We start from the raw sequence: 15194 nt of genomic DNA on the forward strand, positions 1-15194 counted from the left end.
TACCACCTGCGTTTCTTTATATAAAGGATACAGCTCCGTCCACGCATGGGATAATCATGCATACGAACTTCCTCATAGAACCCTTTGCTTTCAAGCTTATCCTGTTGATATTCTTCAGGAGGATTATTTTTCTCCTCAAAATAGATTTCAACTTTATCGGCAAGTTCATTGAAACGAACCATGTTGAAGTAATCAAACATGCCATCGGGAAAGATAAAACGAAGGAAGATATCGTAATTCATAAGTTTTTGGGCCAAAGATAAAGATTATCAATCAAAGCCCCTCAGGATTTCGGTATGATCCTAATCTTCGCCAAACCAATATAAAACACACTTTTTGTCAGAACAAAAGCTTTTATCCTACTTAATAAATGTCATTTTTTCAGCTTACACCATTGGCACATGATTTGCCATATAGTTATCGAAAAGAATACTTCAAAAGGGTATTCAAAAGATATTGTAAATTGATTGTTTAACTTAAAGATAGGAGATTATGATTATGATGCCTGTAAGAAGATCTCAAAATTGGTTACCAAGTATCTTTAATGATTTCTTCGATAGCGACTGGGTGGAAAGAACTAACGTTACTGCACCTGCAATTAACGTAATTGAAACAGCAAACCATTTTAAAGTGGAGGTAGCCGCTCCGGGTATGACGAAAGATGATTTCAATGTTCGTCTCGACGAAGATGAAAATCTGGTCATTTCCATGGAGAAGAAAACCGAAAACAAAGAAGAAAAGAAAGACGGCAGATATCTGAGAAGAGAGTTTTCATACGCTAAATTCCAGCAAACAATGATACTGCCCGACAATGTGGATAAGGAAAAGATTACCGCGAAAGTGGAAAACGGAGTTCTAAACATTGAACTGCCTAAATTATCCGAACAAGAAACGAAGAAAGCCCAGAAATTGATTGAGATTCATTAATTGCCCCAAACGGCAAACGTAAATGATGAATGATAACCACAGAAGGAGTGCCTTGCAAATAGACACTCCTTTTTTTGCTTTAAGCACTCTTTCGATAACTCTTCACAGCCCAGAAATTAAATAGGGTTGCAAAAGCCAGCAAGGCGCCTATCTGCAAAGACAAATCGGTCAATCCGCTGCCTTTGAGGTAAACCATTCTCATGATGTCAACAAAATACTTGAGCGGATTAAGAATGGTGATAATTTGCGCCCATTGAGGCATACTCATAACCGGAGTAAAAAGACCGCTCATCAGCAATAGAATAATAATAAAGAAAAACATGACAAACATAGCCTGCTGCATGGTGGCCGAGTGATTGGAAATAACGAGTCCGAAACCCGACATAACCAGCACAAATAAAGCGGAGAGAAGGTAGATGATTCCCAAACTGCCCACCGGAAGTATTCCATAGATAAGCCAGGCAAAGCCGAACGACAGAGTAAGCACCACAAAACCTACAACCCAAAAGGGAATCAGTTTGGCCAGTATGAATTTGAACTTACCCACTGGCGTTACATTCATTTGCTCAATAGTACCTACTTCTTTTTCACTAACAATATTCAGGGCAGGCAAAAAACCACAAATCACAGTAACAAGCATCACCATCAATGCCGGTACCATAAACAGTTTATAGTTCAAGTGAGGATTATAGAGGTTTTTCTCCGACACACTCACGGAGGGTTGCACAGAGCTAGCGGCTTCCTGAACAATGCCGGACGAAGGGTTTTCTACGTGCAACTGTGCATTGTAATCGGCTAGCGTGGCCGTCATATACGAACTGGCCAGTCCGCCTATGCTTCCGTCAACCGCATTGGCAGCGAGCAACACGTGCGAGGCTTCGCCATTCTCGAGTTTCTTCTCAAAATGACGGGGAATCTCCAATATCACATCGGCATCGCCCGACTCTATATCTCGCAAGGCAGAGTTATAGGTAGGTGACAGGTTGTTGAGGCGAAAATAAGAAGAGGCATCAATTTTATGAATCAACCGCTGAGAAACAACGGAATGATCATTGTCGACTACATTCACAGAGATGTTTTTAATCTCCATATTCGTCGCCCAGGGCATAATAATCATCACCATGCAGGGATAGCCGATGATAAGCCGCGGCAGGAAAGAGTTGCGAAGCAACTGCTTGAATTCTTTTTCAATGAGGAACTTTAGCATAATTCTACTCCAAACGTATTTTAAATTTCTTTAGACTAATCATAATAAGCACAAAGGCCATCAGGGCTAAAATGGCTATCTCTTTGAGGACAAAGACAACACTGACTCCCTGAATCATGACTTTCCGCACAATTTCAATGTACCAGCGTGCCGGAAGAATGGAAGATATAACCTGCAACGGAGCCGACATGGCATCGATGGGAAAGATCATGCCCGACATCAGTGTGGTGGGCATTAGCAGAACCATACCCGATACCAACATGGCTGCAATTTGGTTTTGCGTAACGGTAGATATAAGTAGTCCCAACGACAGGGAGACAAAGATAAACAGCAGCGATACCAGAATGAGTACAAAGAAATTTCCGGCTATGGGAACGTGAAGCACAAAGACCGACAGCAGTAAAATGGTGGCCAGATTGACAAATGAAAGCACAAAATAAGGTACTGCCTTAGCCAAGATAATATAGATAGGTTTCATAGGTGATACCAGCAGCACTTCCATAGTTCCTGTTTCTTTTTCCCTCACAATGGAGATGGAAGTCATCATGGCACAGATCAGCATCAGGATTAGTCCCATAACACCGGGGACAAAGTTGTAGGCACTTTTCATTTGCGGATTGTACAACAAACGAACGTCGGGCACAATTGTAGAACCGGTCGCACCTTCGGGCAACAGTTCTTGTTGCACTGCCGCTATAATACCCGTGGCATAGTTAGTACGGCTCACGGCCATGTTCGGATCGGTTGCATCGGCTACCAACTGCACCTTGGCATCACCGTTATATAAATTACCGGCAAACTGCTCACTGAAGACCAGCGCCAAATCAATATCTCCTTTCCGGAAAGCCTCATCCATCTGTTGTTGGTTGTGCACACGCAGGCTGATCGTAAAATATTCACTGGCATCTACGCGATCAATAATACGACGTGTGAGAAAGTCGGACGACGGGTCAAGCACGGCTACCCGTACATTCTTAACTTCCGTACTAATGGCAAAACCGAAAAGAATGATTTCAATGACAGGCATGCCGAGTAAAATCATCATGGTTCTTTTATCACGGAAAATGTGATAAAATTCTTTTCTTATAAATACAAAAAACTGCTTCATCGTTTAATCTGCTTTACGTATGGCCTTGCGCGCCAGTTGTTGAAAGACTCCATCCATATTGTCAGCACCGAACTGTTTCTTCAGGTTATAAGGCGTGTCGAGCGCATCAATACGTCCGTCAACCATAATGGAAACCCGGTTGCAATACTCCGCCTCATCCATGTAATGGGTCGTGACAAAAATCGTAATTCCTCTGTCGGCCGCTTGATAAATGAGTTCCCAGAACTGCCTGCGGGTAGCGGGATCTACCCCGCCGGTAGGCTCGTCCAGAAAAACAATTTTCGGTTCATGAAAGATGGATACCGAAAAAGCCAGCTTCTGTTTCCAACCCAGTGGCAAGCGTCTGACCAATGTGTTACGCTCTTCCGAAAACTCCAGCCGTTCCAACAAAAGCTCTGTCTTATAGGCTATTTCTTTGTCCTTCATGCCATAGATGCCGGCAAAAAGGCGAATATTCTCCCATACTTTGAGGTCTTCATACAGAGAAAACTTCTGGCTCATGTAACCGATGTTCTTCTTCACCTGCTCGGATTGCAGGGCTACATCAAACCCGGCAACCATACCCTTCCCCGAGGTAGGCTTACTGAGTCCGCACAACATACGCATGGCCGTTGTCTTCCCCGCTCCATTGGCACCAAGAAAACCAAAGATCTCCCCTTTTCTGACTTCAAAAGAGAGGTGATCAACTGCCGTAAATGTGCCGAAACGTTTGGTAAGCTGCTCTGTTTGAATTACAATATCATTCATGTTCTTGAGATGCTAATTTCATGTAACAATCTTCTATGTTGGGTCTGACGGACTCCAACAACAATCCTTTATGTCCCTTTTCCTCTAATTCACAACGAAGTTGCGCCGCGCTGTACCCTTCTTTCAAGGTAATGTGATGCATATCTCCGAATCCGAAGCTGGAAAGGACCTGTTCATTGGCACGCAAATCTTGAAGCAACGCATACATATTCTGCGCACGAATGGCCCAGAGATCTGTCCCGAAAGCATCCATGATATGTTCCGGAGTGTCAATGTTCAGGAACTTTCCCTGACGAATCAGTGCGATGCGATCACACAAAGTAGCCTCATCCATATAAGGCGTGGAAACCAATATGGAAATACCTTGTTGCTTGAGGCGTTTGAGCATTTCCCAAAACTCCTTGCGCGACACCGGATCGACGCCCGTAGTGGGTTCATCCAAAAAAAGCACGCTGGGCTTGTGAATCAGGGCACAACACAAAGCCAATTTCTGCTTCATGCCTCCGGAAAGGGCTCCGGCCTTTCGGGTTTTAAACGGCTCAATCTGCTTGTAGATATCCTCAATGAGATGATAGTTTTCCTGAATGGTTGTTTGAAAAACCGTTGCAAAAAAGGTCAGGTTTTCCTCGACCGACAGATCTTGATACAAAGAAAACTTGCCGGGCATATACCCTACCCGCTTACGAATCTCCTTGAAATCTTTGACCGTATCGAGTCCGTCGACCTTCGCCGTACCACCAGCGGGCAAAAGCAAGGTGGTCAGTATGCGAAACAGCGTGCTCTTGCCGGCTCCGTCGGGACCGATGATGCCAAAGAGTTCTCCCCGGTTAACCTCAAAGGAGATGTCTTGCAAAGCCATGACCTTACCGTAACTTTTGGAAATATGTTCTACTTGTACCGCTTTCATCATTTGTGTAAGTTCATGCCACCATACATTCCAATCTTAAGACCTCCGTCGTTTTTAACCAATACCTTGATGGCGTAAACCAGATTGGCTCTTTCGTCTTTTGTTTGAATGGTCTTGGGCGTAAATTCGGAACGGGAAGAAATCCAGGTAACCACGCCTGCATATTCTTTGCGTATCTCGTCGCCGTAATCGGCAAAGACCGTGACTTTATCTCCCAACTTCACTTCGGCCAGCTGAGCAGATGTGATGTAAGCGCGCAAATACATTTGTTCCACATCGGCTATCTTGAACAAGGGTTTTCCGACAGATGCCAATTCGCCGGCCTCGGCATAACGTGCCAAAACCGTTCCGTTTATAGGTGATGAGATGTGGCATTTAGCCAGCTGATCGGCAACCTGTGCCACTTGTACTGCCACGGAAGTTCCCTGGTCGGTCAGACTTTGCACGTTGTTTTGCAGAGAGGATGTCTGCGCTGTCAACTGTTTCTGTAGCACGGCTATCTCGGAATGAATATCATCCAGCTGTTTCTGGTTGGCTGCACCGGCTTTTAATAAGTTTTCGACCCTCCTCTTTTCACGCTCCGCGGTGGCTATTTGCTGTTTGGTAGCAGCTACTTGTTTATTGAGGTCGGGGCGCTGACTTTGTACCGATTTCATGCTAGCCTCCAACTGTAGTTTCTTCAGTGCCAGCTGCATTGTATCTATAATGCCGACTTCCGCACCGGCTGTAAGCTGACTGCCTTCTTCTACATCAAGGAACAGCAAACGTCCCGCAGCCTCAGCCGAAACGGTAACCTCTGTCGCTTCAAAAGTTCCGGTTGCATCATAATTATCCGAACCGCTACCACATGCCACACATAAAGCAAGGGAAGACATCATCCCTAAAAATTTCATTGCTCTCATATACTTAATTATTCGTTGTGTATTTCAATTGATAAATATTCATTAGTAACTGAACTTCGTGCAAAGCCTTGACTTGTCTGGCTTTGTTTTCCGAATTAATTTCGCGCAGCAGATCAGTCACCGCCAACGTACCGTTTGACACCTTGGCTTCGGCCGCTTTCCGGATGTTGGTTCGCAGGGCAATGATTTCATCGTCCTTGTCGAGCAACGCCCGTACCGAATTAATGGCACTGTTTTGCTGCGTGGCCTGTAAGCGTGTGTTAAACAGAAAGACATCCCGATTGGAATCTAGCTGAGCACGGTTGACCTGAATTTGTTTTTTATCATTCTTCAGGGTGTACAAACCACCGAAATTCCATGAGAGTTTAACACCCGCAATGTAATAGGTTTCAAACTTATCTTTGAGCATGTTGAGTCCCGGATTGCCATAAGCACCCTGCACAAACAATCCCAGACGAGGCATATTACGAGCCTGAAGCATTTGTTCGTTCACATCCAGTCGACCGTTTTGAGCTTCAAACCACGACAACTCCGGACGACGGAAGTAGGCCGGGTCAGTCAGCGGGGCAACACTCTCCACCGGCTTAGCAAACAATGCAGTTTCAGCAATCTCTTCGCCCGTAAAAACAGACAACATCTTCACATAAGCCTCCCGTGAACTTTTTAATTCCGTCCGCTTTTGAAGAGCATTGAGCTGTTCAACCTTTACCTCATCTAAATCAGCCGAGTTAGCTACTCCGTTGGCTACATAAGCCGATATTTGTTTGTGAGTTCTTTCCAGATCATCTAAAAGAAGCGTGTTTTGCGTAAGCTGCTCATCGAGCATCAAGATGCCGAAATACAGATCGTTCACCCGTTCGATCAACGCATACATGTCGACGTTTAATTTTTCACGATCCACATCGGAGTTGGCTTTGGCCAGTTCTTTTTGCGAATGAATGTTGCCACCGTCCCATATCTGCTGATTCAGTTCAACCATAGCCTGATATTGATCCTTGGGAGCAACACGATTCAAAGCAAAATCACCTATTTTCAGATTGATTGTCGTAGCGTCACTTTGGTAAGTTGCTTTGGCCGACAAGCTAAACTGAGGCAAATAGCCCTTGGCGGCGTTACTCACACTAAACTCTTTTGTTTTTTCAATAAGCTCGTACTGCCTTACCAACGGATAATTTGCCTGTGCCTTTTGCCGGCAACTTTCCAAGGTAATCTGAGCCTGAGAAGGTGCGGCAAAACAGCCAATGAGAATCCAGAAAACAAATTGTTTCATAGTTCTTGGGGTTTGAATTTGATATACTTATTTTTGATTGAATTTTCGATACCGCAAAGATAGAGTGTGTAAAAGAGGTACAGACAATCTGTTTGTTGGTCATTATGTTCCAATAGTTCGTTTTATGCTCTTTAAGAAGCAATTTTATGTTCTCTTTATTATCTTTGTGAGATAAATAAACCTTTTGAGGAGGAAAGTATTATGGTAGTAAACGAACCTTTAGAAATATCATTGAAGAATGTGCTGGATTATTTTATTGTTCAAAACAACGAATATCGGTTTGTAACAAAGGACTTTGGCATAGTCAGTAGTTTCATGAGGATGACTAGTGAACTTTTTTTCATCCACCAGCCCTACAAGCTGAAGGAAGGCAGAATCGTTTATGCCGTGAGTGGACAAGTTACACTGTCCATCAATCTGATTCAATATACTGCTAAGAAAGGAGATTTATTGCTATTAGCTCCAAACTCCATTATTGAGATACACGAATTCACTACCGATTTTGAGATGCGAATGATGGCCATTCAAAATGATTTCATTCAGTTCCTGAACAAAGATGAGGTGCTGGAATATTACATTGGAAGACGAGAGAATCTGTTTTTGCCGCTTTCCGAGAAAGATTATGAAATGACTGAACGGTATTTCTTTCTGATCTGGGATACGGTTCACGAAGAAGTATTCCGGAAAGAAGTGGTACAAAGTTTGGTATCGGCTCTTCTATTCAACATTAGCTATATACGAAAAAGAAGCAAAGCGAATAATCAGACGAGGCATACCAGACAGGAAGAAACGTTCCACCGCTTCATCGCTTTGGTGCATGAATATTGCACGCGGGAACGCAATGTGGCTTTCTACGCTGACAAACTGTGCCTATCACCCCGATACTTGAATACATTGGTAAAAAACACCAGCCGGCAAACTGTGATGGAGTGGCTGAACCAAGCCGTCGTTATTGAATCAAAAGTGCTCTTGAAACACAGCGATTTGCTCGTTTACCAGATTGCCGACAAGCTAAACTTCCCCAATCCTTCCTTTTTCTGTAAGTTCTTCAAGAAGATGACCGGAATGACTCCTATGGAATACCAGAAAAGTTAGGCAATCAAAGTGTATAAAACAAAAAAAACGAGAATTCATTAACTGAATTTCCCGTATCCCTTTAAGAAAAGCCAAATGGCTTTTCTTTTTTCTACCTTGTTACCTTAAAAACTCTAAAACCTAATTGTTATCCTAAATCTTTTACCTGAAAACTATTCTCAAACTAATACCTGATACTTATTTGAGCGAAAATTAATTTCTTAATTGCATTGCAAAGATATATAGATTATGGGAATTACAAAAGCATAAAGTGTAATATTGACACTTTTTAAATTATATGCCTTTCACCTCCCCTATTTCCACTAACTTATTAACAATTGCATAAATGGTAAGACCGGCTGCACTGTGTATCTGCAACTTCTTACTTATGTTTCTGCGGTGAGTAATTACTGTATGAATTGACAAATAGAGTTGCTCGGCAATCTCTTTATTGGTCATTCCTTTCACTACACACACTACTATTTCTTTCTCTCGTTGGCTCAATGCTTCCTGGCTATCGCTATCGTCATCAGATTCAATGTTCTGCAGGCGACTTATTTTATTGGATATCACCTCTAAGTCATCATAAACGGATATGGAATCATCATATTTACTCAATACAGAAGCATCGATAAAGGTACTTACTAATGCTATGACACTGATTCCCTTGCCAATGGGGCTTTCCTTAAAACGGAGCACATCAAAGTAATTGCCGAAATTGGGACTCACAATCAAAATATCAATGGGTTGAGAGCGCAAGCAATCATTCAAAGCTTCTATAGAACCGAGTTCTACCGATTGCACTTTGAGACTAGGCAAACGTTTCAACGCAACCGACAAACCGCTGCGGATAATAACAGATGATTCGGCGATAGCTATTCGGATCACCTCATTATTTTTAATCATGTCTCACCCTCCTCTCCAGTTTCAAAATGGCCGGAACAAAAATAAGATCTTCTACTTTACAGTGCGAATCCAACGCCTCTTCACAAGCGAAAATATCAAACAGAGCTGCATTGAGCAGGTTATTGTTTGCGTTAGAAGGACAATATTTGATAATGATATTTTTCAATTCGGTCAGTTTCTCACTGATTTGGTCGTGGTGTTTTGAAAATGTACTGATCTGATAATTTTTTGGCGCCTGATTATGGAGCAAATCATCAACATACTTGAAGACAGTCTTTTCTTCGTATTCCATGTGTTTCCTCACCTCGCTAACGTACGAGTCAAAGAAATTAAGCATGAGCACAACTACTTCCTTTTCGGAGTAGTCAATGGAGTCAAGCAATTTGCGACGAATACTCGGCAAAGAGAAATCAAGAAAATAAATATGTGATTGACGAAGATAATCAACCAAAGCGGGAATGGATATATCATCAGAATCATCATTCATTCGCGAATATCCCTCTTCAACAAAGTTCACCACCGTGAGAAAAGTACGGTAGTCAACCCCATTCATCTGGCATACCTCTTTAACGGTTTTATCACCAAAGCCAAGCGAGAGTCCGAAACGGCTCATTACTTGTAACAAGGAATAGTTATCACAGATGAGATCACTCATCTTATCGGCCGGTTTGTATTTCTGAATTTTGTCCATAAAATACCTATTATATATTAGTTGGTGCAAATTAACACATAATTTTGTGCGCGCACAATCACTAAAATTAGGTATTTTTCTCAAAATAACAATATGTAGGTACTCATAAGTTGTATTTCCACTATAAATAGGGATTGAATAGTGATTATTTTGGCCATATATTTGCACGTAACAAAATCAATTAAAAAGTAGTTATGAGTAAAATAGGTATATTTTATGGTTCCACTACAGGAACTACAGAAGATGTGGCACGTAAAATCGCAGCAAAATTGGGCGTTGAAAAGTCTGATTTACACGATGCAGCCAAGATTTCGGAAGAGTTAGTTAACAAATATGATGTGTTGGTTTTAGGATCGGCCACATGGGGCGACGGTGAACTGCAGGACGACTGGTACGATGGTGTTAAAGTACTGAAAGCGGCCGGTATTTCTCACAAGTTCGTTGCGTTATTTGGTTGTGGTGATTCTGATTCATACAGTGACACATTTTGCAACGGCATGGGTAATCTATACGAAGAATTAAAAGAAACCGGTTGTACATTCTGCGGAAGAACTGAAACAGACGGTTATACGTTTGATTCTTCAATTTCTGTAGTCGACGGCAAATTCGTAGGTTTGGCTCTTGATGAAGTTAATCAGGACGATTTGACCGATCAGCGTATTGACAACTGGATTGAAAAGTTGAAAACAGAATGCCTTAACTAAATATTAACAATAGATATATCCGTTATACATTTCGTCAAAGTTATAGTTGTTTTTCTTATTTAACTTGTATTTTTTTCAAAGAGTGCCCTTAAACAAGGCACTCTTTTTTGATTGTATGAAAGAGTAAACCTACTTTTTCCGGGGTGCCCGAAAAAGATTAAAGCCCGATCGAATCACTTCGCCCGGGCTTCCTAAATAAACTTGGCAGAGTTTATTTCTTAGAAAATATACTAGTTATAAAGAAATCATTCGGTCTGGCCCCACAGCTTTTTAGCAGCTATCATGGCCATGTCAATGGTAGTCCATTGTTTCTTAAGCGCGGTTTCATACGCCTCATTGGGCAACACCTGCGCATTAGGCACACATAAACTTAACCTGTTTAGTGCAATATAAGGTGTTACTTCGTCTATCTTTTCATAAATCTCATCCAGCTCATCGGGCATCGGATAATGTGACGGAATAAATCCGAATGTAGCTTTTTGCTCTTTGATGAACCACAGCAGACTTGTACGCCCGCAACATTCATCATCATAATCCAAGAAAAAAGCCTTCACTCCTCTTATGGCCGATAACATATCGACAGAAGCATGAAATGAGACATACAAATCAGCCGGAATTGCTTCCAAAACCAAATTATTCAAGGCAATACCTTCTTCACAGACATTCCTCGAAGAATCATCAAACTGAATATACCGACATCCCGAATCATACAACTTCTGAATCAATTTACAGTAGCTTGCACTTATATCTGAGACTAACAATTCTCTGTCTTCATAAAAAACATTCAACTGCTCAGCATCTGTTTTCAACACTTCAGACAATAAAAGTGAAGGTGCCGGCAAAACCTGTTTAGCAATTACATCTCCCCCTGTGACGCCCGTCAGAAACATGAAACCATCAATAACAGGATGGTGATGAAAATCAATTCTTCCATTCAGACAAATACCGGTCTTCTTAGCGTTTACGGGTTGTACACCTTCAAAACTCCACATAAAGTCAAGCGGCCACATGGCATTACGAAAACGCCCGTCTGTAACTACTTGTAATCCTGCCGACTTAAGTCGTTCTACCAGATTGCGGATTTCAGCATCTTCCATAGCACGTAATGTAACCAAAGAAATCTGCTCATTCCGATATTGCTCGCGAGCTTCTTTTAATGCCTGAGGCAAAAGAAACGCACCTGCAAGGTCAATCTTGAACGGAGGCCTGATGTTTTCCATACGTAAAATATTAAATTGATTTTATCTTGTACTATACCCTTAACCCACGAAGAATATAGACTTCAAACAGATGGCAGGTCTTCTGACTTAGCTTCCGTTTTGATAAACCTTCCCGGCTAAGGCCAGTGGTTAAAGGGGTATTAATTATCAAAACGTTGAAAATAAAGCTTCACAGCAGCGGGACTGTCCGGGATTTACACCCGATTCCCTTTTAATTATCACTACCGAAAAGTAGCGATAAACCATTCCTAAATGCAAATATATGGAAAAGAATGAATAAGCAAAGCAATCTGTTGTTAATTAACACAAATAGCTAGTAGAATGTATTTTTAACATTTGTGCTCCGAACAAGAGTTTTCTACATCTTCAAACTCCAATGTCACGTGCCTGATTCCGGAGTTCAACAAGATGGTTTTCACCTCTTTCTTCACCACTTCGAGTACGCTAAAGTTTTCAATAACAATGTGTGCAGTCAGCGCCGTTTCCGTTGTACTTATGGCCCAGATATGCAAGTGGTGGCATTCTACAACATCAGCGACTTCCATAATTTGCTCTCTGATTTTCTCTCCGTCAGTTCCTACCGGAACTCCGTCGAGCGACAGCCTGATGCTATCATGCAACAAAGACCAGGTAGAATAAATGATAATACCAGCAATGACAATACCAATGAGAGGATCTATGATGGACCAGCCGGTGTATGAAATAAGTATCCCCGAGAAAACAACTCCTACGGAAACCAACGCATCGGCAGCCATGTGCATGTAAGCTCCCTTCACATTCAGGTCTTTATCCTTGTCTTTCATAAACAACCAGGCAGTTATTCCATTGATAAACACACCTACGCCGGCCGTCCACGCAATAGCCACACCCTCTACAGGTTGCGGATTAAAAAGTTTGCCCAAGCTTTCGCCCAAAATAACGCCGACGGCAATCAACAAAATAATCGCATTCAACAAGGAAACAAGCACCGTACTCTTTTTATATCCGTACGTGTATCTTCCATTCGGTGCGATTTGCGCCAGACGAAAAGCAAGCATGGCCAGAATCAGACTGGCAACATCACTCAGATTATGTCCCGCATCAGATATAAGTCCTAGCGAATTATAATAGATTCCAATGCTAAACTCAGCAATGACAAAAGCAATGTTAAGTCCGATACCAATCAAAAACGACTTATTTAAAGACGTGATCACGGTAGTATGATCATGATGGTGGTGATGATGGTGATGTTCGTGTTCCATCAGACAAATTATTAGTTATTCAATGCTACAAAGATAACTTTATCTTAAAACATATCAAATACCTAGAAGTATGTATATCAACTTCGTTTTTTTTGTAACTTTGCGACCTGAACTGATATTTCACATTTATTTTTGTATGGACATTCACCACCAACTGAAAGAACTATCCAAGTTTCTGTCCGATTACTCCACCTCCTTAATGGCTGTAGGTGTGCAAACTTCGCGTGTTGTGAAAAATACCACCCGAATTGCCGAGTCTTTTGGATTCGACCTGGACATGACTATTTTTCAAAAAACCATCATTATGACTTTGAGAGATGCCGACAACTCTCATTCGTATAGTACAGTAAGCAGGATCAAGCCTATGGCTCTGAACTTTGCCGTCAACTCTAAGCTAAGCACGCTTAGCTGGGAAGCCTACGACAACAGGCTGGGGCTTGATGAGCTCAAGCAGCGATACCATGAGATTATAAACAAACCGCGTGAAAGCAAATGGTTGGTTTTATTCCTGGTTGCTTGTGCCAACGCATCGTTCTGCAGGCTTTTCCAGGGAGACGTCACTTCCATGGGCATTGTATTCGTAGCCACCCTAGCCGGTTTCTTTGTTCGCCAATTCTTAATAGAAAGACATTGGAATCATTTAGCTGTTTTCATTATTTCCTCATTTATTGCTTCCATCATTGGTAGTACCGGTTATTTGTTTCATTGGGGTAATACGCCCGATATGGCTTTAGGTACAAGTGTGCTCTACCTGATACCGGGCGTTCCATTGATAAACTCCATTATGGATATTATTGACGGACATGTATTGGCCGGAACCTCGCGATTTATTAATGCCTGCTTGCTCATTATCTGTATAGCAATAGGCTTATCGATAACACTTTTAATTACAGGAGTCAGCGCCTTATGATAGATTACGAATTTATTCAAGCAATCATATACGACGGATTGTTTGCCGCCGTTGCAGCGATAGGTTTTGCCATCATCTCTAATCCGCCTCGTAAGGCATTGGCTATTTCGGCATTTCTGGCTGCAGTAGGGCATGGACTGCGTTATTTCCTGCTACACACTGAAATGTTCACAATGGATATTGCCACTGCATCATTTTGTGCAGCCGTATCCATTGGTTTGCTGGCTATTCCGTTTGCCAAATTCATCCATTGTCCGGCAGAAGTATTCTCCTTCCCTTCATTGCTCCCAATGATTCCGGGAATGTTTGCCTACAAAAGCATTCTGGCACTCACCAAATTCATGCAAAGCACGGATCAGACGGCTTCATTCAATTACATCGAACAATTCTTCAGAAACGGTATAACCACCATTTTTGTATTGTTTGCCCTAGTTGTGGGCGCTGCCATTCCTGTGTTTATTTTCCACAGACAATCGTTCACCGCAACCCGTTTTATTGATAAGCTGGTTAAAAAATAAAAAACAAACCACCGAAATGACTCACTAACAAAATCATTCCGATGGTTGTCCCCTTAAACACCTTTAAACAAAATGGGAAAAATATGCCTCTAATAATATTAACTAACTAACCCTTTTAATCGAGGCATATTTTATTACTGACCGGCCATTTGCCTTTACAAGCAGATGGCCGCATTAGTAAATATCATTATTTTCTAGCTTCAGCAATATAGCCGAAAGCTTCTTGACACTTCGCAACAATCCATCCCCAGTCCTGAGCATCAACGACTTCTTTAGGGAAAAGATTAGAACCCATACCCACACAAGTAACTCCGGCTTTAATCCAAGCAGTCAAGTTCTCTTTAGTAGGTTCAACACCACCGGTAACCATCAGCATAGACCATGGCATAGGAGCTTTCACGTTCTTCACGAATGAAGGACCGCCTACATTGCCGGCAGGGAATACCTTGCATAAATCGCATCCTAGTTCCTGAGCAAAACCGATTTCAGATACAGATCCGCAACCCGGAGTATAAGGAATTAAACGACGGTTACAGATTTTAGCAATTTCGGGATTGAACAACGGACCAACCACGAAGTTAGCACCTAACTGAATGTATAATGCAGCAGTACCCGGATCAACGATAGAGCCGATACCCATAACCATTTCAGGACATTCTTTAGCAGCCCATTTCACCAATTCAGCGAAAACATCTTGTGCAAAGTCGCCACGATTGGTAAATTCGAATGCACGAACACCACCGTCATAACAAGCCTTAACAACATTCTTAGCTACTTCTACGTCTTTGTGGTAAAAAACGGGAACCATTCCAGTGCTTGCCATTGCATTGAGCACCTGTATTTTATTAAATTTTGCCATTTT

Annotated in this window: 16 protein-coding genes, 1 pseudogene and 1 riboswitch; of the genes and pseudogenes, 5 read left to right on the forward strand and 12 right to left on the reverse strand. The window is 42.0% G+C overall.

From position 1 onward, the window contains the following. Positions 1 to 242: ISAon1 family transposase N-terminal region protein (locus C511_RS0111235; protein ID WP_034782169.1), on the reverse strand; the 242-nt coding region annotated here is incomplete at its 3' end. A gap of 256 nt (positions 243 to 498) precedes the next feature. On the opposite strand from C511_RS0111235, the gene C511_RS0111240 reads away from it, so the two are divergent. Continuing rightward, a complete protein-coding gene (locus C511_RS0111240; protein ID WP_024997288.1) occupies positions 499 to 927 on the forward strand; it encodes an Hsp20/alpha crystallin family protein in 429 nt (142 codons plus the stop codon). Positions 928 to 1006: 79 nt separating this feature from the next. Here C511_RS0111240 and C511_RS0111245 read toward each other — a convergent pair whose 3' ends face one another. The 6 genes and pseudogenes from C511_RS0111245 to C511_RS0111270 form a co-directional block, all read right to left on the reverse strand. After that, entirely contained in the window at positions 1007 to 2134 is a 1128-nt protein-coding gene (locus tag C511_RS0111245) for an ABC transporter permease (RefSeq protein WP_024997287.1), read from the reverse strand. Between the two features lie 4 nt (positions 2135 to 2138). Further along, on the reverse strand, positions 2139 to 3242 hold the full coding sequence (locus C511_RS0111250; protein ID WP_024997286.1) for an ABC transporter permease: 1104 nt from the start codon (positions 3240 to 3242) through the stop codon (positions 2139 to 2141). A gap of 3 nt (positions 3243 to 3245) precedes the next feature. Next, a pseudogene (locus tag C511_RS0111255) lies at positions 3246 to 3974 on the reverse strand (ABC transporter ATP-binding protein); the annotation flags it as partial. Between the two features lie 7 nt (positions 3975 to 3981). Further along, complete coding sequence (locus C511_RS0111260) at positions 3982 to 4896, reverse strand: ABC transporter ATP-binding protein (protein WP_027318155.1); 915 nt, start codon at positions 4894 to 4896, stop codon at positions 3982 to 3984. Next, positions 4896 to 5798 carry an HlyD family secretion protein gene (locus tag C511_RS0111265; RefSeq protein WP_024997284.1) on the reverse strand — a complete coding sequence of 301 codons (903 nt, stop codon included), beginning with the start codon at positions 5796 to 5798 and terminating at the stop codon, positions 4896 to 4898. Before C511_RS0111265 ends, C511_RS0111260 begins: the two co-directional genes overlap by 1 nt. A gap of 4 nt (positions 5799 to 5802) precedes the next feature. Next, the gene (locus C511_RS0111270) at positions 5803 to 7068 is read right to left on the reverse strand and encodes a TolC family protein (protein ID WP_024997283.1); all 1266 of its coding nucleotides are present in this window, start codon (positions 7066 to 7068) and stop codon (positions 5803 to 5805) included. A gap of 201 nt (positions 7069 to 7269) precedes the next feature. Between C511_RS0111270 and C511_RS0111275 the strand changes: the two genes are divergently transcribed. Next, positions 7270 to 8163 carry an AraC family transcriptional regulator gene (locus C511_RS0111275; protein WP_024997282.1) on the forward strand — a complete coding sequence of 298 codons (894 nt, stop codon included), beginning with the start codon at positions 7270 to 7272 and terminating at the stop codon, positions 8161 to 8163. Between the two features lie 273 nt (positions 8164 to 8436). Here C511_RS0111275 and C511_RS0111280 read toward each other — a convergent pair whose 3' ends face one another. Both C511_RS0111280 and C511_RS0111285 read right to left on the reverse strand, forming a co-directional pair. Beyond that, positions 8437 to 9045: a response regulator transcription factor gene (locus C511_RS0111280; RefSeq protein ID WP_024997281.1), complete on the reverse strand. Its 609-nt coding sequence runs from the start codon at positions 9043 to 9045 to the stop codon at positions 8437 to 8439. After that, entirely contained in the window at positions 9041 to 9739 is a 699-nt protein-coding gene (locus tag C511_RS0111285) for a hemerythrin domain-containing protein (protein WP_024997280.1), read from the reverse strand. Before C511_RS0111285 ends, C511_RS0111280 begins: the two co-directional genes overlap by 5 nt. Before the next feature lie 194 nt (positions 9740 to 9933). Here C511_RS0111285 and fldA point away from each other — a divergent pair, with 194 nt between their 5' ends. Continuing rightward, on the forward strand, positions 9934 to 10443 hold the full coding sequence (fldA, locus tag C511_RS0111290; RefSeq protein WP_024997279.1) for a flavodoxin FldA: 510 nt from the start codon (positions 9934 to 9936) through the stop codon (positions 10441 to 10443). 245 nt (positions 10444 to 10688) lie between these two features. Here fldA and C511_RS0111295 read toward each other — a convergent pair whose 3' ends face one another. Together C511_RS0111295 and C511_RS0111300 are read right to left on the reverse strand one after the other, a co-directional pair. After that, on the reverse strand, positions 10689 to 11663 hold the full coding sequence (locus C511_RS0111295; RefSeq protein ID WP_024997278.1) for a uroporphyrinogen decarboxylase/cobalamine-independent methonine synthase family protein: 975 nt from the start codon (positions 11661 to 11663) through the stop codon (positions 10689 to 10691). A 55-nt stretch (positions 11664 to 11718) separates the two neighbouring features. Then, a riboswitch (cobalamin riboswitch) is annotated at positions 11719 to 11927 on the reverse strand. 65 nt (positions 11928 to 11992) lie between these two features. Further along, the gene (locus tag C511_RS0111300; protein WP_024997277.1) at positions 11993 to 12904 is read right to left on the reverse strand and encodes a cation diffusion facilitator family transporter; all 912 of its coding nucleotides are present in this window, start codon (positions 12902 to 12904) and stop codon (positions 11993 to 11995) included. 136 nt (positions 12905 to 13040) lie between these two features. Between C511_RS0111300 and C511_RS0111305 the strand changes: the two genes are divergently transcribed. Then, a complete protein-coding gene (locus C511_RS0111305) occupies positions 13041 to 13814 on the forward strand; it encodes a threonine/serine exporter family protein (RefSeq protein ID WP_024997276.1) in 774 nt (257 codons plus the stop codon). Then, complete coding sequence (locus C511_RS0111310) at positions 13811 to 14332, forward strand: threonine/serine exporter family protein (RefSeq protein WP_024997275.1); 522 nt, start codon at positions 13811 to 13813, stop codon at positions 14330 to 14332. The genes C511_RS0111305 and C511_RS0111310 overlap by 4 nt, the downstream gene beginning before the upstream one ends. Positions 14333 to 14519: 187 nt before the next feature. Here C511_RS0111310 and C511_RS0111315 read toward each other — a convergent pair whose 3' ends face one another. Continuing rightward, positions 14520 to 15191 carry a bifunctional 4-hydroxy-2-oxoglutarate aldolase/2-dehydro-3-deoxy-phosphogluconate aldolase gene (locus C511_RS0111315; protein ID WP_024997274.1) on the reverse strand — a complete coding sequence of 224 codons (672 nt, stop codon included), beginning with the start codon at positions 15189 to 15191 and terminating at the stop codon, positions 14520 to 14522. Positions 15192 to 15194 lie beyond the last annotated feature (3 nt).

The sequence above is a fragment of the Bacteroides graminisolvens DSM 19988 = JCM 15093 genome (genome assembly GCF_000428125.1).
Lineage (GTDB): Bacteria > Bacteroidota > Bacteroidia > Bacteroidales > Bacteroidaceae > Bacteroides > Bacteroides graminisolvens.